Source organism: Ruoffia sp. FAM 26254 (genome assembly GCF_045528545.1).
GTDB classification, from domain to species: Bacteria; Bacillota; Bacilli; order Lactobacillales; family Aerococcaceae; genus Ruoffia; species Ruoffia halotolerans.
Genome location: NZ_JBGQQY010000002.1, coordinates 1 through 16,116, shown reverse-complemented (window position 1 = coordinate 16,116; position 16,116 = coordinate 1). Strand labels below are relative to the sequence as shown.

The window sequence follows — 16,116 nt, the reverse complement described above, 5'->3', positions numbered from 1 at the left end:
CATTGGCTAAAAAACATGAACTATTACAAGTGAATATTTATGCTCCTGAAGGATTAATTTATACTCACTACTCACGAGGTGTTGTAGTGAAGACAACAGACGGAGAGATGACGATACTTCCCAATCATATTCCAGTGATCACCTCGTTAACGGTTGGTTCAATTAAAGTGAGCCGACGTGAGAAATCGATGGCGGATAACTATATTGCGATAAATGGTGGTATTCTCGAAATGCATGATAATGTTGTAGAAATTACTGCGACGTATGCGATTCGTTCAAGAGATATTGACGAAGGGAAAGCACTTATTGAGAAACAACAGGCTGAGGCAGAATTAGAAACCGCCTTATCAAATAATGATACGGTTGCTCACCGTCGTGCTCGTATTGCTTTGAATCGAGCAATTAATAAGATTAACGTTAGGGCAAAAAATATTTAAAAATATCCAGAACCTACTTACTAAAGTCAGGTCTGGATATTTTTTTATATTTATTTAATTAATTTGTAAAGAGGTTTATAAATCTGATTAAGTGTTTGATATAAATCAGAATCTTCTGTTTCCTTCGAAAGAATCCGTGAAAGATTTTGAATTGTCGTGATGTATTTTGAGGCTAAAGTAGAAATTGATGCTTTATCAGTGCCTTTAAGCTGTTGAGCTTCTTATATAATAACATTCTTTAAAAGCGATAAATTACGACGTGTTTCTGCTCTTTTCTTATCATCAAGTAAAGTCATGCCATCATCAGCTAAACGACTTAAATCGCGAATATGTTGCGTTAAATCCGTATCATTAGAGTCTTGGAGTAAAGCTTCTCTTGTCATTTCATTCATATCCATTGTATCTTGCTCCTTTTCTTCATTGATACATTCATTGTAACAAGATATACTAAAAAGAATGATGATTCTAACTTGAAAAGGAGTAAATTATGCAGAAAAAACAAACTTGGATTGATTATTATAATATGGAAGCCCATCCTGAGGGTGGCTATTTTCATCAAGTTTTAAAGTCAGACGAAACGTTTGAAAGAGAAAATCAATCTCCAACGGCACTTTATACGAGTATATACTTTCTGTTAACTGATTCAAATCCGTCCAGATTTCATCGTTTAACTTCTGATGAGATTTGGTACTATCATTATGGGAATCCATTAACAGTTCATATGATTACTCCTGAAGGGGAGTATCAAAAAGTTTATTTAGGGACGGACATCGAAAAAGGCCAAGTGCTTCAAGCGGTCGTACCTAAAAATACGATTTTTGGATCGACGGTTGAAGAGAAAGACGGTTATTCGCTTGTAGGTTGTATGGTGAGTCCTGGCTTTAAATTTGAAGACTTTGAATTATTTGAACGACAAGTACTGCTGGAACAATATCCCGAACATACAGAAATTATTACTCGCTTAACTACAGAAAAAAAATAATTAAAAAAATAAGCCACACTAGATTTAATTTTCTAGTGTGGCCTTTATCATGTGATTATTTTAAATCTTTTAAGCGAGCATTTTTAACGTCAGTGATTGTTTGTGTTCCTGCAAGTTGCATGACACGTTTTAAATCGTTTTCGAAGTATTCGAATACGCTCTTAACGCCTTTCCATCCACCTAAAGCTAAACTGAATAATACTGGACGACCGACAGCAACGATGTCAGCACCACTTGCTAGCGCTTTGAAGATGTGCTCTCCACGACGGATTCCACTGTCGAATACGATTGGCACACGACCAGCAACTACTTCAGCAATTTCTTCTAATACTTCGAATGAAGCAGGAGCGCCATCTAGTTGACGTCCACCATGGTTTGAAACCCAAATTCCGTCAACACCAACAGCAATGGCTGCCATAGCATCTTCAGGAGTTTGAACACCCTTTAAGAATACTGGAAGGCCAGAGTAATGTTTAATGAATTGAATATCTTTTAAATCAATTTTTTGTTTAGATTGTCCGTAAATATTGTTTAGAGACATGTTTTCCCCTGAACCAGTCAAATAACGTGAAACAATTGGCATACCGAATGGGTATACAAATTTATTTCGTGTATCACGGTCACGGTTACCACTTACTGTGGCATCAGCAGTTAGGATGATTGCTGATGCACCGTCTGCTTTTGCTTCGTCTAAGATGTTTTTGTTTAATTCATCATCTTTACTCATGTAAATTTGGAACCAACGTGGGTTACCTGCTAGACCTTCTTCAATCTCTTCGAATGAAGCACCTGAATAAGCACTAATTGACATAATTGTTCCGCCAAATTCGCTAATTCCTTTCGCTGTTCCGGCTTCTTTAGACTCGTGGGCTAAACCGTGAGCAGCGATTGGAGCCATAATGAATGGTACTTTTAAATCATGCCCAAAGATTTTTGTTTGTGTATCAGGGAATTCAACGTCAGCTGCCATACGAGGTAAGATTCCTTTTTGGTTAAATGCTGAAACGTTACGACGCAATGTAAACTCATCACCAGATCCACCAGCCATGTAATCAAACCCGCCATGAGGAACGATTTCTTTAGCAAAGTCCTCTAATTCGATCGTATTAATAATATTTAAATCTTTTACCTCTTGAGGTGCATTATATTTGTTTTCCTCAGTCATATTAATCTTCTCCTTTTTTAATTAAAATAATAATTGTAATATTTGAGCACCGATAGGTGCGAACACAACAATAACAATACCAGTGACAACAATCGCTAAACCAGACATTGCTCCTTGAACTTCTCCAACTTCAATCGCTTTTGAAGTTCCCATAGCATGAGCACTTGAACCAAAAGCAATTCCTTGAGCTACCGGATTAGTAATATTAGCTACTCTGAATAGAGTAGGTCCAATTAAAGCCCCCACAACACCAGTGAATACCACGACGGCAACAGTTAAAGGTACTAAGCCGCCAACAGATTCAGATATACCAATTGCAATCGCAGTCGTTACCGATTTAGGTAAGAATGTCGCTGCTAATGGGTAGTCGAATCTAAACAACAGGCTAAACAGAATGATCAATACAGTATGGAATGCCACACCGGATACAATCCCTATTAATATTGCTGGGTAATTCTCTTTTAAGTACTTGAAGTTTTTCTCTAGCTTGATTGCTAAGGCAACCGTAGCTGGAGTAACCCAGATACTTTTATATCTTCCTCCCTCATTATAGGTTTCATATGACACATTCGTTAGAAGTAACATAATTATGATACATATGATAGCGAATACTAAAGGATTAAAAAGTGGAAATTTAATCCGCTTATAAAGAATACTTCCAAGTAAATAAAAGCCAATAGAAACCATAAAACCAAAAAAAGGTGTTTCGACTAAATTGCTTATCATTTTTTAGCCCCCTTGTTCTGTCGGTTCTCGATCAGTTTTTGAACAACTGTACCTACACACCACATCATTAATGCAGTTGTTACAAATAAAATTATAAGTAGCTGCCACCAAACGTTCCCACCCAGTACTTCGAACTGAGTCATTAATCCCACCCCAGCTGGGATAAATAAGAAAGCCATGTTATCAGTCAGCCAAGTTCCTACGTCCTCTACTTTTTCAATCGGTAAAATATTGAAATGTAGAGCTAAGAACAATACGACCATTCCGATAACACTACCAGGAATTGCAACAAACGGCGAAATGACTAGCGACGATATTTCTCCAATATAAGAGAATAAGAGTAGCCAAAATAACTGTTTTAACTTATCCATGTATGTCATCCTTTTCAATTATGATATAATCAATATGGAGCAAAATCCATAAGATATGAAAGCGTTTCATAGGAATATAATACCATATTGATATAAAAAGAAATAATACAAATTTATTATTAACTATAAATATAATTTATGAAGTGAGGAATAATATATGAATATTAGAGATTTAAAATACTTTATTCATTTAGCAGAAAGTTTGAGCTTTACTAAGACTGCCGAAGCATTCTATGTATCGCAACCATCTATCTCTATAGCGTTAAAGAGATTGGAGGAGAATTTTGAAACAACACTCATCCAACGTAACCGCGCCGTTCAAAATGTTCAATTAACTGAATCCGGAGAAATCTTATACAGATCTGCCCATGAGATATTACAAACACTAGACCGCACGAAGCAAGAAATAATTAATTCGCAAGCAGAGACAGTATCGTTTGGCTTCCTACCGACGATCGGTGGTTATTATTTACCAAAGATTCTTCCAGATTTAGCTGAGTATAGTATGTTATTGAATTTTATTGAGGAAGAAAGTTCTGAAGTGATGTTTGAAATGATTCGAAACAATCAAGTTTCATCAGCTATTATTTCAAGTGAAAGACCTATTTTTGAGGAAAAATGGTTAACTCAAGTTCCTATGGAAGAACATGAGTTTGCGATTTATGTAAATAAAAATCATAAAATAGCAGACCGTAAGAATCTTTCAGTAGAGGAACTTGAAGAGTTAGACTTCATTACGTTAGGTAATGGGTATACGCATAATACAATTATGAATCATTGGGTAAATGATAATAGTCTAAAGCTAAAGAAAGTTCGTTATTCGAATGAAATTCAAACAATTAATTCAATGATTGATTCAGGAATTTATGCTGGTTTCATGACAGATATTATTATCAGAAATCAAGACCACTTAATTAGGATTCCTATCGAAGATGCACCAAAAGTGTATACTAGCTTAATTATCAATAACGAAACCCCTGTGACAGCAATTCAAAAGAAATTTAATGATGAAGTGTTAGAGATTGTAACAGAACTATATTCAGATAATTAAAGCCGATTTTATAGCAATTTAATAAAGTAAGGAGATTCTATTTGAAAAACTATCAATATCCGATCGACCCAGATTGGTCGAATGAAGACATCATACAGGTCATCACTTTTCTTAATGCAGTTGAATCAACGTATGAACAAGGTATCCACTATGAGAAATTCCAAAAAGCTTATAAGCAATTTAAAGAAGTGGTTCCAAGTAAGAGTCAAGAGAAACAAATGGGAAAAAAATTCGAAGAGTTAAGTGGATATTCAATATACAGAGCGGTTCAACTGATGGGAACTAAAGTAAAAGAAGTGAATTTAAATAAAAAAGCACAAATTATGAATTTAACTACTGAACAAAGGAGAAAATAAGTGGACTATCAATTACATCATCGTATTTTAGTTTGGATGGAGCAAGCTGCAGAAACGTTAAAATATTCTTTGGAACGTGAATTACAAGTAAAAGAGAAGAAAAGTCCGAGTGATTTAGTCACTGAGATGGATAAAGCAACGGAACGATTTTTTATTAATAAAATCCGTGAATATTATCCAACACACCAAATTATTGGTGAAGAAGGACAAGGGGATATTGTTGATGATACGAAAGGCACTGTTTGGGTTATTGATCCCATTGACGGTACTTTAAATTTTGTTAAAGCTAAAAATCATTTTGGAATTATGATTGGTATTTTTGAAGATGGTTTACCAGTTGCTGGTTATATTTATGATGTAATGAATAGTGATTTATACTATGGTATCGTGGGTGAAGACGTTTACTTAAATAATCATCCGCTCGAACCAATAAAAATATCTCAATTAAATGAATCTTTAGTGCTCGGAAATGTAGAATCTTTCTCCAACAACGTGTATAATATGAAAGCCTTACTAAATGTTTCACTCGGCGCAAGATCCTATGGATCAGCTGCGATAGAAATCATTGGCTTAATTAGAGGAGAGGCAGCACTGTATTTCTCAGCAGGTTTACGACCATGGGATTTTGCTGCTGGCTATGCTATATGCGAGTCAATGGGATATAAAGTAACGACAATAGATGGAAGTCGACCGGATATATTAACTCGGTCACCAATATTATTTGCACATCCGAATGTGCATCAAGAGGCATTAGAATTGCTAAGTCATAAATAGATAAGGATTGAATAAAATAATGGAATTACGTAATGATATAAGAAACATCGCAATAATCGCTCACGTTGACCACGGTAAAACATCGTTGGTTAATGAATTGTTAATACAATCGGACACTTTAGATGGACATACACAACTTGACGATCGTGCGATGGACAACAATGATATTGAAAGAGAACGTGGAATTACAATCTTAGCTAAAAATACGGCAGTGGATTATAAAGGGACTCGCATAAATATCATGGATACACCAGGACACGCGGACTTCGGTGGTGAAGTAGAGCGTATTATGAAAATGGTCGACGGTGTAGTATTAGTTGTCGATGCCTATGAAGGAACAATGCCACAAACTCGTTTTGTATTAAAACGTGCTTTGGATGAAGGGTTAGTTCCAGTTGTCGTTGTGAACAAAATAGATAAACCATCTGCACGACCTGAAGAAGTTGTAGATGAAGTCTTAGAATTATTCATCGAACTTGGTGCCGATGACGATCAAATTGAATTCCCAGTTGTATATGCGTCAGCATTAAACGGAACTTCAAGTACGTCAAGTGATCCAGCAGATCAAGAAGATAATATGGATGCCATCTTTGATGAAGTATTGGAACATGTACCTGCGCCTGTGGACAACCGTGACGAACCCCTACAATTCCAAGTATCTATGTTAGATTATAGTGATTACGTTGGACGTATCGGTATTGGGCGCGTGTTCCAAGGAACAATCAAAGTTGGAGATAGCGTGACATTAATGAAGACAGATGGAAGCACTAAAAACTTCCGTGTATCAAAAATGTTCGGTTTCTTCGGTTTAAACAGAGTTGAAATTAACGAAGCCATTGGTGGAGACTTAATTGCTCTATCAGGTATGGATGATATCTTTGTTGGGGAAACAGTATCAAGTAGTACTGACCCAATTGCACTGCCATTACTACACGTGGATGAGCCGACATTACAAATGAAGTTCTTAACGAATAACTCGCCGTTTGCAGGTAGAGAAGGTAAATACGTTACAGCTCGTAATCTTGAAGATAGATTAGCACGTGAATTACAAACTGACGTTTCTTTAAACGTAGAACCGACAGATTCACCTGATGCCTTTACTGTATCAGGACGTGGGGAATTACACTTATCAATCTTAATTGAGAACATGAGACGTGAAGGATACGAATTCCAAGTATCAAGACCAGAAGTAATCATTCGTGAGATTGACGGTGTCGCAAGTGAACCGTTTGAAAGATTACAAATTGATACTCCAGAAGAATATATGGGATCAATCATTGAAGCTTTAGGTACAAGAAAAGCTGAAATGGCTGATATGATTAACCCAGGTAACGGACAAGTGCGTCTAATCTTCTTAGTTCCAGCGCGTGGATTAATAGGCTTCGCAACAGAATTTATGTCATTAACACGTGGTTACGGAATTATGAACCATACTTTTGATGAGTATAGACCAGCTGTAGGCGGATCAATCGGCCGTCGTCGTAACGGTGCTCTAGTTTCACTAGACTCTGGTCAAGCGACAACTTATAGTATTATGAACATCGAAGAACGTGGACAAATTTATATCACGCCCGGTACTGAAGTTTATGGTGGTATGATTATTGGGGAACATAACCGTGAAAATGATTTAACAGTAAATATCACAAAAGCTAAACAACAAACTAACGTACGTTCAGCGAATAAAGACCAAACTAATGTGATTAAACAACCTAAGATTTTAACATTAGAAGAATCATTACAATTCATGGACGAAGATGAGTACTGTGAAGTAACACCAGAAAGTATTCGTTTACGTAAACAAATCTTAGATAAAAGTGCTCGTGAAAAAGCATCTAAAAAAGAGAAGAAATAATATTTTGTAAAACGCTCACATTTAGTGAGCGTTTTATTTTGTGATTACATTCCTAGATGGTAATATGAATATATTATGTGAAATATATAGGAGGAATTTAATTATGGCTTTTACTTTACCAAATTCACCATATGCAAGTGATGCTTTAGAACCAGTTATCGATAAGGAAACAATGGAAATTCATCATGGCAAACACCACAGCGGATATGTAACAAAATTAAATGATGCATTAGAAGGAACAGAGTTTGCTGATAAAGCAATCGAAGATGTTGTTGCAAACTTAAACGATATTCCAGAAGAAAAACGTACAGCTGTACGTAACAATGGTGGGGGACACTTAAACCATTCATTATTCTGGGAATCTTTACAAGCACCTTCAGATAATAATGAAGTTCCTGCTGAATTAGCTGAAAAATTAGAAGATGCATTCGGATCAGTAGATTCATTTAAAGAGAAATTTGAAGCAGCAGGTGCAGGTCAGTTTGGATCTGGTTGGGCATGGCTTGTTGATAACAACGGAACATTAGAAGTTGTTGGAACTCCAAACCAAGATAACCCACTTACAGATGGTAAAAAACCACTATTAGGTGTAGACGTATGGGAACATGCTTACTACTTAAACTACCAAAACCGTCGTCCAGAATACTTATCAGCTTTCTGGAAAGTTGTTAACTGGTCGAAAGTTGTAGAACGTTTAAACGCGTAAACTAAAGTTTGAATTGATAGTGTCATTGAGAGAAATCTCAGTGGCACTATTTTTTTGCTTGTAAATTTGATTATTGTAGTTAGTGCATTTGAGGATTCAATAAATTGTCATTTTTAATTAAGCGATACATGTTATAATAGCTTATATGAAAAATCATACACTTTTCAATACACTTTTTGAAGTGGTATACTGAGTGTAATTATCTATCCATGAGGAGGCGTTTGATGGCAAACAATGAGGAACATCATGATGCTTCAAAAAGTATGAGGCTTAAAAAGTTATTCAAAGAATCATTCTCAAAAAAAGAGATCGCAAAGAATTTCAGGTTGATTGACAAATCCATCGTTTTAATTACAACTTTATTGGTGGTCATTGGGTTGATTTCAGTCTTTAGTGCGACAATGTATGATAACCCAATGAGGGCGATCACGACACAAGGTCTTTCAGTTGTTATTGGTGTCATCATCATCGGTATAATGGTTGTTGTACCTTTTGAATTATTTAAAAATATCAGGCTCATTCTATTTATGATGGTCATATTAATTGTCTTACTGATATATACTTTGACCACTCAAGAAAGCGTCTGGGGGGCAACCAGTTGGTTTGTCGTATTTGGAGTTAGTTTTCAACCAAGTGAGTTCGTTAAAGTCATTGGAATTCTAGTGATTAGTTGGTTAATCAAGTATTATGATAGGGAGGTCATTCTGACTAATCAGAAACTTCCTTCCTGGTTTAATGTGAATAATGTAGCTATTGCAACATTAGTAGTTTCTTGTGGGCTAATTTTCCTACAACCCGATCTAGGAATGTTGATTATTTTATCAGCGACTCTGGGACTTATTTATCTGTTGACGAAAGGGTCTTTAAAGTGGAACATTATAGCCTATAGTGTTTTATTTGTTGGTTATTTATTATTAACAATCATTGGTCGGCAATTTGGAGATTGGCTAGTTTCAAAAGATTTCCATATGTTTGAACGGATTGCATCATTCATTGATCCATTCAGATATTCATCCGATTCAGGTTACCAAATCATCCAAGGCTTAATGGCATTTAGTCGGGGTGGTTGGTTTGGAATGGGATTAGGCGAAGGTGTATCGAAGCAAGGAGCTTTACCGGTCATTGAATCCGATTATATATTGGCAAATATCGCTGAAGAACTTGGCTTAATTGGTGTGTTAGTTGTGGTAGGTTTATTATTTAGCCTCATCGTAATTATTTACCAACGTGCGGCAGCAAGTACAGAGTTATACCGTAAATCAGTTCTAATAGGTGTTGCTTCTTTACTACTCGTTCAATCCGTGATTAATATCGGAGGTGTCGTGAGTATTCTGCCATTAACTGGGGTCACTTTACCATTTATTAGTTATGGAGGAACAAGTATGATGGCAATGCTAAGTGCGATTGGACTGGCTTTAAGAATGATAATTGAAGAAGGTAAAGAACCAAACATTAACTTAGTTTATTCTAAGCAGAAAGGGGAGTAATATGGAATTTAATATGATTGAAAGACAAGCGCTGGTTATTTGGCTATATTCAACAAAGCAGATTAAAGAATTAAGAAAGCATGGCTATATTCATTACTATAGTCGTAGAATGAAGTATGCGATTATGTATGTGAATAAAAAAGATGCAAAAAAAGTTGAGAAAGTAGTGAATGACTATTATTTTGTCAGAGAAGTCGAGTATTCATACCGAGATGACATTGACATGACGTTTGCAAATGCGATTGAACCTTCAACAGACAATTCTTTATCGGGTCCTTTTTCTGTAGAGGATGAAGAAGAGTCATTAATCGAGTCAATTGCAGAAACACTTCGCAACAAAAAAATGAATAATGGATAATTGGTGGTAATATATGCGAGTAATATCAGGAAATTATGGAAGTAGACGTCTAAAAGCCGTCCCAGGTCAAAATACACGGCCGACAACAGATAAAATTAAAGAAAGTATGTTTAATTTAATTGGTGGGTACTTTGATGGTGGTATTTGTTTAGATTTATATGCTGGAAGCGGTGCTTTAGCCATTGAGGCTGTTTCTAGAGGGATGGATTCTGCCGTTCTGTGTGAGAAACACAGACCAGCCATCGAGACAATCAACGAAAACTTAAAGATGACTAAAGAGGAAGAGCGCTTCACTTTATTAAAAGGTGATAATCATAAGAGTTTACGAAACTATGTAACTAGTCAATTGGCTGAGCCATTTAAACTACTCTTTCTAGATCCGCCATATCACAAACAACAAATTGAAAAAGATATACAATGGCTTTGGGATTTAAAAGTCATTAATAACCAAACGACCATTGTCTGTGAAACAGATTCAGATGTAACCCTTCCAGATAGGATTGAAGGTCATGGGTTAATTAAAGTAAAAGATTATGGTGCAACCCGCATCCATATCTTTGAAGGTGAGGAAAATAGTGTTGAGTAATAAACCAAAGATTGGTATTTTTGCTGGAACGTTTGATCCCTTAACTAAAGGGCATTTAAATTTAATTGAACGAAGTAGTAAACTGTTTGATGAAGTCATTGTCGTAATCGCAATCAATACAAATAAGAAAACATTGTTTACGGTTGATGAGCGAATTAAATTAGTTGTTGACAGCGTGAAACATATTGGTAACGTAACAGTGGATACTTTAAAGGATGGGCTGATTGCTCATTATTACGAAGAAAAACAAGCGACTGCGCTTATCAGAGGCTTACGTAATACAACGGATGTAGATTACGAGTACGCCATCGCTTCTGCGAATGCTCGACAAGTAGATGGGTTAGAGACGATGATATTATATGCTGCCGATCAGTATCGCTACTTAAGTTCGACGATTATTAAAGAAATTGCCTTTTTCGATGGGGATATCAGTGATATGGTACCACCAAATGTTGAAGAAGCCATGCACGAAAAAATTAATTCTAAGTAAATATTCAAATAAATTAAGTCATAAAAAAATAATTTGGTCGATTTTCATTTTAAAAAATGAAAATCGGCTTTTTTTTTGTATATATATATAGACAAATATTTAGGAGGAATAATATGAATTTTCAAAATGTGACCTTTAAGACAATCGTGACTCACATTCAACAGAATATTTTTAAGTTATTAGTATTGACGGTGTTGGTTATCGTCTTATTATCGGCTATCTTACCTAGCCAACAATCGTCAACCGATTATGTCAAACTGTTCGAAAGTAACTCAACTCATTCGGCGGAATCAACCCAAGAAACCGAAGTTAATACGGATTTAGCAGCAATATCCGGGCTAAAGCAACAGACGGAAGAGCGAACAGAAGATAATGAACAGCAAGTGTTTTATGTCGATATTAAAGGAGCAGTTGCCAAACCAGATATGTATGCTTTGCCTATCGGAAGTAGAGTTTATGATGCGATAGAAATGGCAGGGGGACTAACTGAAGAAGCCGCCACAGAAACATTAAACCAGGCGAAAATACTTGAAGATCAGATGTTGTTATACATTTATAGCTATTCAGAATTGGAACAAGCAGAGACGATACCGGAAACAAGGTCAGTTGAAACGGCTTATATTGAAGGATCAAATTCAATTAATGACATTATACCTGGCCTAGTAAATATAAATTCCGCCACCGTAGATGAGTTGATGACTCTCCCGAATATTGGACCCAAAAAGGCAGCCGCAATTATTCAATTTAGAGAAGAGAATGGAAGCTTTGCTGCCATTGAAGATATTATGGCTGTTTCTGGGATAGGTGAGAAGACATTCGAGAACCTAACTGACCTTATTACGGTTTCGCCATGATAAAATATTTACAACACATACGATATGAATGGCCCTTTATTTTTCTGCTTATGTATGTCTTGTTACAGGCCTTTTATAACTTTAGTTTTTGGCTAATGTTACCTATTATCTTTATAGCCTTAAGAATAATTAGTTTGGGTAATCTGAAGACAATCATAACCGTTACTGTCATATCTATTTTAGTTCTTGGGTATGCATTCTTTCAAACATTTCAGTTTCAAAAACTCGAGGAATTACCCATTGCCTCGCAAGAAATGCGAGCAATTTTATATACGAATCCTTTTGATGTACAAAGTGATGAGGACTCAGTCCGTGGTGACGGGAAAGTTCAAATCGTTCATCAATCTGAGAAAATCGATTTAAGAGTAAATTTTGTTCAGTGGTTAGAAGGTGACGAACCTGAAATTCAAAGCATACTTGAAGAATCAACTGTTTGGTTCGTTGAAGGTAAGTTTGAAAAGCCGGATGAGGCTAGAAATTTTGATGTATTTGATTATAAAGCTTACTTAGCTACCCAAAATATCGCCTGGGAATTTGAAATTACTAACATATATCAGCTTAAATCGGACCCATCATTGGTTGGTAAATTAGATACATTCAGATATAAGATATTGGAGACCTTTATTAAACTAAACCATCATGAGTGGATTGCGATTTATAATAAGCTGCTTTTCAATATTGACTCCGACACTTATAGGCACTACAAAGAAAACTTTACTGCTTTAGGAGTTGCACACTTCTTTGCAATCTCTGGTTTTCATATTTATTTTATTAGACGCTTGTTAAATAATGTACTGCTCAGATTAGGCATACCAATTGAATATGCGAAGATTTTAATGACAGTTTTGCTATGGCTTTACACGTGGTTAGTCGGTTGGCCCATTGGGGTCATTCGTGTCTTATCTACAAGTGCCTTAAATTCTTTAAAAACAAAGTATCGTTTACCCATCGCTTCTTTAGATAGCCTTGCCATCGTGGGGATTTTATTCATTTGTTTTAACCCTTTAAATGTCTTATCGTTAGGATATACATTAAGTTTTATGATGACTTTTGTTGTGATGAGTTATAACCAAGCCACCCCAAATAAACATTCTGCCATTCAAAGTATTGAAATGACTTTTGCCTGCTTGTTATTGTCCTGGCCAATTATAATGCAGACGTCATTTGAATGGAATGTAATTCAAATAGTGATAGTTATTTTGTTTACAGTCGTTTTTAATTATCTGATTATGCCGCTCGTCTTTTTTACGACTTTATGGATTGTATTTTCTCTCCCAGGTTTAGAAACAGTGAGTGCATTGTTTGATAGAGGTGTTGTCTTCCTTAATGAACTGTTAAGCCAATCTGACGCCTTTCATTCCTTTAATCTGATAGTCGGGAAGCAGACGACAGTAATTTTTTATTTACTTATACTTGTCGCTGTGTTTTTTATTGCGTTCATCCATGTTCGCTCATTTTTAAGTTATGGTGTATTCTTGCTGATGTATTTAATTATTTTGTTTGGGGTACCCTATTTGGATCCGACGGTTAAATTAACGATAATTGATGTGGGGCAGGGAGATGCGATGTTGTTTCAATTAGGTCATCAACAGGGGAATTGGTTGATTGATACCGGCGGTAAGCGACTTTGGGAACCAGTGGAAGGATCGAATATCGACCATAGTTTTGCTGAGAGGAATTTAATCCCCGCTTTAAAAGCCCTAGGTGTGAATCAATTAGATGGTGTCATTATTACCCATCCCGATATTGATCACATTGGGAATTTACAAGCTTTGTCTCACGCGATCAAAATTCAGGAGTTATGGGTCAGTGATTATACTTTGAAGAGTAATATTTGGGAAGAGATTTCAGCTAAAGTTAAAGTTAATACCGTTGTGAGTCTAGACATGGGTGAAAGCTATAAACATCCAACTATTCCGCTGACATTGTATAGCCCAGCACTCTCTGATATTAAATATTCGCAAAGTGAATCCAATGATTCGTCATTGATTACTCAAATCGATATAGAAGGGCTCGCGGTATTATCTTTAGGCGACGTGACTAAGCGAATTGAAACAAAAATCTTAGCGACCTATCCAGAAATCCGAGCGGATATTCTAAAAGTAGCTCATCACGGGAGTGATACGAGTACTTCTGAAGAATTACTGACGCATACTCAACCGTTCTTCGCCTTCATTTCAGCTGGTGTTAATAATCAGTACGGTCATCCCCATGCCGAAGTGTTAGATTTATTAAACCAACACAGTGTTCCTTATTTAAGTACTGAAATGGTCGGCGCTGTTCAACTCACATATCACCCATTAAAGGGGTATAGAATACGGACAGTTATTGAGAAATAAGGTGGAATGTTAATGCGAATAAAGACCGTTATATCAACGTTTTGTAAGAGCTTGAAACTTTACATAAACTTTACAATAAAAGTGACAAAAAGTGATTGCTTATTTCAAATAATTAGCTATAATTATTTTGTTTTAAAAAAGTATACAAGGAGGTTTATATGAAATTTCAGTCACAACAATTAATGATTCGTCCCGCACAGGTTGAGAATGCGAAGCAAATACAACAAATTTATACACCCTATATATTAAATACTGTCTTTAACTTGGAGGAAACAGTAGGGACCCTTTCGTATTATGAACAATTGATTATCGAAGCTCAAAGTCATTTGCCTTTTTTAGTAGCAGAATACGAAGGAGTCATCGTTGGTTTTGTTTATGTGAGTGAAATTTCATTTATGTTGAATCTAGTTAATACGTGTGCTTTGAGTATTTATGTAGCTGAAGATACACCTGTACGAGGTGTCGGCCAATCACTATTCACAGCTTTAGAAAGAACATTAACTGCTTTAGGTATGACACAAATAATTGCGAACATTGTAGCAACGAACGAAAGAAGCATTCGCTTCCATGAAAAGAATGGCTTTCAATTGCTCAGCACATTCCCTCAGGCAGGCTACAAATTCGGCCAATGGCACGATGTTAAATGGTTTGGTAAAAAACTAGTCGCAGAGCCGGAGCAATCTGAAGTATTGCCAACAGAGAGTTTATCTTTCTCTATTTATTAAAATTACCTGGATTGTTTATAATATCTGCTTTTAAACTTATTAAAGTTATTGTAAAATTGGATTATATGACATAAATATCGTTGATATTACGTTTATAAAATAACTATACAATTAACAGGAGGAAGTAAGTCGATGCAGAAGATCTTTTTGAAGGTACTTTTAGGTACAGTATTGCTTGGTAATATGCCAATTCATTCTTGGGTACAGGCTGAAGAGATACCCGAAGATATACCACAAATCCAGATTACAGAAGAAGCGGTGGCAACGGAGAATAATATTGTCAAAACTGATAATGTCCGTGCAGCTTGGACTGATTATGGAAACTACGCTCAACCGAATGAAGAAGGATATGCCTACTACATGCATGCAGATCCAGATATTTCTTCAGAAATCATCCCGTTAGATGAAAATTCTTCTGAAGATGTCTTATTATTTACTTTTGATGATGCGCCACAAGAACCAGATAGCTATGCGCTCGAGATGGCTCAAGTTATGAAAGAAAAAGATGTTAATGCTATTTTCCTAGTTAACGGTATGTATCTAGAGTGATAAAGCCCATATAATTGTGTAAAAGTAAAAAACCATAATAATCTCTTTGGTACAATGTAGTTGACAGACAAACATTGAAAGGAAGATTATTATGGCTCAATTAAATATTACCTTAAATTTAGAAGAATTAACAGAGGCAGTCATGAATAGCGATATGAATGCGATGATGAAATCATTAGCTGTCACTGTCTTTAACGCTTATATGGAAGTTGAACGTGATCGCTACATTAAAGCAGAGAACTATGAACGGACTTCGGAACGAAAAGATCAGCGGAATGGCTATTACGAACGGGACCTCATGCTAAATA

20 protein-coding genes are annotated in these 16,116 nt (G+C 35.9%); 16 read left to right on the top strand and 4 right to left on the bottom strand.

Annotation, left to right across the window (positions count from 1 at the left end; translation table 11 throughout):
• The first annotated feature begins 2 nt into the window (after window positions 1-2).
• Window positions 3-437 (top strand): ATP synthase F1 subunit epsilon, encoded by a 435-nt coding sequence (gene atpC, locus ACEN3Z_RS00815; RefSeq protein ID WP_407089174.1) that lies wholly within the window; start codon window positions 3-5, stop codon window positions 435-437.
• A gap of 221 nt (window positions 438-658) precedes the next feature.
• Here the strand turns inward: atpC and ACEN3Z_RS00810 are convergent, their stop codons facing one another.
• Window positions 659-835 carry a hypothetical protein gene (locus tag ACEN3Z_RS00810; protein ID WP_407089173.1) on the bottom strand — a complete coding sequence of 59 codons (177 nt, stop codon included), beginning with the start codon at window positions 833-835 and terminating at the stop codon, window positions 659-661.
• Window positions 836-924: 89 nt separating this feature from the next.
• Between ACEN3Z_RS00810 and ACEN3Z_RS00805 the strand changes: the two genes are divergently transcribed.
• Window positions 925-1,419 (top strand): cupin domain-containing protein, encoded by a 495-nt coding sequence (locus ACEN3Z_RS00805; RefSeq protein ID WP_407089172.1) that lies wholly within the window; start codon window positions 925-927, stop codon window positions 1,417-1,419.
• A gap of 55 nt (window positions 1,420-1,474) precedes the next feature.
• On the opposite strand, the gene ACEN3Z_RS00800 is transcribed toward ACEN3Z_RS00805, so the two are convergent.
• Genes ACEN3Z_RS00800 through ACEN3Z_RS00790 form a run of 3 tightly spaced genes read right to left on the bottom strand, consistent with a single transcriptional unit; the run spans window position 1,475 to window position 3,681 of the window.
• Window positions 1,475-2,584 carry an alpha-hydroxy-acid oxidizing protein gene (locus ACEN3Z_RS00800; RefSeq protein ID WP_407089171.1) on the bottom strand — a complete coding sequence of 370 codons (1,110 nt, stop codon included), beginning with the start codon at window positions 2,582-2,584 and terminating at the stop codon, window positions 1,475-1,477.
• A 21-nt stretch (window positions 2,585-2,605) separates the two neighbouring features.
• Complete coding sequence (locus ACEN3Z_RS00795) at window positions 2,606-3,310, bottom strand: LrgB family protein (RefSeq protein WP_407089170.1); 705 nt, start codon at window positions 3,308-3,310, stop codon at window positions 2,606-2,608.
• The gene (locus ACEN3Z_RS00790) at window positions 3,307-3,681 is read right to left on the bottom strand and encodes a CidA/LrgA family protein (protein ID WP_407089169.1); all 375 of its coding nucleotides are present in this window, start codon (window positions 3,679-3,681) and stop codon (window positions 3,307-3,309) included. Before ACEN3Z_RS00790 ends, ACEN3Z_RS00795 begins: the two co-directional genes overlap by 4 nt.
• Window positions 3,682-3,838: 157 nt before the next feature.
• Between ACEN3Z_RS00790 and ACEN3Z_RS00785 the strand changes: the two genes are divergently transcribed.
• The 14 genes from ACEN3Z_RS00785 to ACEN3Z_RS00720 all read left to right on the top strand — a co-directional run.
• Window positions 3,839-4,732 (top strand): LysR family transcriptional regulator, encoded by an 894-nt coding sequence (locus ACEN3Z_RS00785; protein ID WP_407089168.1) that lies wholly within the window; start codon window positions 3,839-3,841, stop codon window positions 4,730-4,732.
• 41 nt (window positions 4,733-4,773) lie between these two features.
• Window positions 4,774-5,088: a UPF0223 family protein gene (locus ACEN3Z_RS00780; RefSeq protein WP_407089167.1), complete on the top strand. Its 315-nt coding sequence runs from the start codon at window positions 4,774-4,776 to the stop codon at window positions 5,086-5,088.
• Entirely contained in the window at window positions 5,089-5,862 is a 774-nt protein-coding gene (locus ACEN3Z_RS00775) for an inositol monophosphatase family protein (protein WP_407089166.1), read from the top strand.
• 19 nt (window positions 5,863-5,881) lie between these two features.
• A complete protein-coding gene (gene typA / locus ACEN3Z_RS00770; RefSeq protein WP_407089266.1) occupies window positions 5,882-7,714 on the top strand; it encodes a translational GTPase TypA in 1,833 nt (610 codons plus the stop codon).
• A 103-nt stretch (window positions 7,715-7,817) separates the two neighbouring features.
• Window positions 7,818-8,420 (top strand): superoxide dismutase, encoded by a 603-nt coding sequence (locus ACEN3Z_RS00765; RefSeq protein WP_407089165.1) that lies wholly within the window; start codon window positions 7,818-7,820, stop codon window positions 8,418-8,420.
• 224 nt (window positions 8,421-8,644) lie between these two features.
• Entirely contained in the window at window positions 8,645-9,907 is a 1,263-nt protein-coding gene (locus tag ACEN3Z_RS00760; protein WP_407089164.1) for an FtsW/RodA/SpoVE family cell cycle protein, read from the top strand.
• A gap of 1 nt (window position 9,908) precedes the next feature.
• Window positions 9,909-10,265 carry a YlbG family protein gene (locus ACEN3Z_RS00755; RefSeq protein ID WP_407089163.1) on the top strand — a complete coding sequence of 119 codons (357 nt, stop codon included), beginning with the start codon at window positions 9,909-9,911 and terminating at the stop codon, window positions 10,263-10,265.
• 13 nt (window positions 10,266-10,278) lie between these two features.
• Entirely contained in the window at window positions 10,279-10,851 is a 573-nt protein-coding gene (gene rsmD, locus ACEN3Z_RS00750; RefSeq protein ID WP_407089162.1) for a 16S rRNA (guanine(966)-N(2))-methyltransferase RsmD, read from the top strand.
• Window positions 10,844-11,341, top strand: coding sequence for a pantetheine-phosphate adenylyltransferase (gene coaD, locus ACEN3Z_RS00745; RefSeq protein ID WP_407089161.1), 498 nt, complete (start codon window positions 10,844-10,846; stop codon window positions 11,339-11,341). The genes rsmD and coaD overlap by 8 nt, the downstream gene beginning before the upstream one ends.
• A 113-nt stretch (window positions 11,342-11,454) precedes the next feature.
• On the top strand, window positions 11,455-12,195 hold the full coding sequence (locus ACEN3Z_RS00740) for a helix-hairpin-helix domain-containing protein (RefSeq protein WP_407089160.1): 741 nt from the start codon (window positions 11,455-11,457) through the stop codon (window positions 12,193-12,195).
• Complete coding sequence (locus tag ACEN3Z_RS00735) at window positions 12,192-14,534, top strand: DNA internalization-related competence protein ComEC/Rec2 (RefSeq protein WP_407089159.1); 2,343 nt, start codon at window positions 12,192-12,194, stop codon at window positions 14,532-14,534. The genes ACEN3Z_RS00740 and ACEN3Z_RS00735 overlap by 4 nt, the downstream gene beginning before the upstream one ends.
• Window positions 14,535-14,692: 158 nt before the next feature.
• Window positions 14,693-15,259, top strand: coding sequence for a GNAT family N-acetyltransferase (locus tag ACEN3Z_RS00730; protein WP_407089158.1), 567 nt, complete (start codon window positions 14,693-14,695; stop codon window positions 15,257-15,259).
• 132 nt (window positions 15,260-15,391) lie between these two features.
• Window positions 15,392-15,808 (top strand): hypothetical protein, encoded by a 417-nt coding sequence (locus ACEN3Z_RS00725; protein WP_407089157.1) that lies wholly within the window; start codon window positions 15,392-15,394, stop codon window positions 15,806-15,808.
• Window positions 15,809-15,899: 91 nt separating this feature from the next.
• Window positions 15,900-16,116, top strand: a 217-nt coding sequence (locus ACEN3Z_RS00720) for a transposase (RefSeq protein WP_407089156.1), incomplete at its 3' end; no start/stop codon positions are given.

Excerpts from the sequence above, each read along its gene's own strand:
- ACEN3Z_RS00810 (WP_407089173.1), bottom strand. The coding sequence starts at position 835 with ATGGATATGAATGAAATGACAAGAGAAGCTTTACTCCAAGACTCTAAT.
- ACEN3Z_RS00805 (WP_407089172.1), top strand. The coding sequence starts at position 925 with ATGCAGAAAAAACAAACTTGGATTGATTATTATAATATGGAAGCCCAT.
- ACEN3Z_RS00800 (WP_407089171.1), bottom strand. The coding sequence starts at position 2,584 with ATGACTGAGGAAAACAAATATAATGCACCTCAAGAGGTAAAAGATTTA.
- ACEN3Z_RS00795 (WP_407089170.1), bottom strand. The coding sequence starts at position 3,310 with ATGATAAGCAATTTAGTCGAAACACCTTTTTTTGGTTTTATGGTTTCT.
- ACEN3Z_RS00790 (WP_407089169.1), bottom strand. The coding sequence starts at position 3,681 with ATGGATAAGTTAAAACAGTTATTTTGGCTACTCTTATTCTCTTATATT.
- ACEN3Z_RS00785 (WP_407089168.1), top strand. The coding sequence starts at position 3,839 with ATGAATATTAGAGATTTAAAATACTTTATTCATTTAGCAGAAAGTTTG.
- typA (WP_407089266.1), top strand. The coding sequence starts at position 5,882 with ATGGAATTACGTAATGATATAAGAAACATCGCAATAATCGCTCACGTT.
- ACEN3Z_RS00765 (WP_407089165.1), top strand. The coding sequence starts at position 7,818 with ATGGCTTTTACTTTACCAAATTCACCATATGCAAGTGATGCTTTAGAA.
- ACEN3Z_RS00760 (WP_407089164.1), top strand. The coding sequence starts at position 8,645 with ATGGCAAACAATGAGGAACATCATGATGCTTCAAAAAGTATGAGGCTT.
- ACEN3Z_RS00755 (WP_407089163.1), top strand. The coding sequence starts at position 9,909 with ATGGAATTTAATATGATTGAAAGACAAGCGCTGGTTATTTGGCTATAT.
- rsmD (WP_407089162.1), top strand. The coding sequence starts at position 10,279 with ATGCGAGTAATATCAGGAAATTATGGAAGTAGACGTCTAAAAGCCGTC.
- ACEN3Z_RS00740 (WP_407089160.1), top strand. The coding sequence starts at position 11,455 with ATGAATTTTCAAAATGTGACCTTTAAGACAATCGTGACTCACATTCAA.
- ACEN3Z_RS00735 (WP_407089159.1), top strand. The coding sequence starts at position 12,192 with ATGATAAAATATTTACAACACATACGATATGAATGGCCCTTTATTTTT.
- ACEN3Z_RS00730 (WP_407089158.1), top strand. The coding sequence starts at position 14,693 with ATGAAATTTCAGTCACAACAATTAATGATTCGTCCCGCACAGGTTGAG.
- ACEN3Z_RS00725 (WP_407089157.1), top strand. The coding sequence starts at position 15,392 with ATGCAGAAGATCTTTTTGAAGGTACTTTTAGGTACAGTATTGCTTGGT.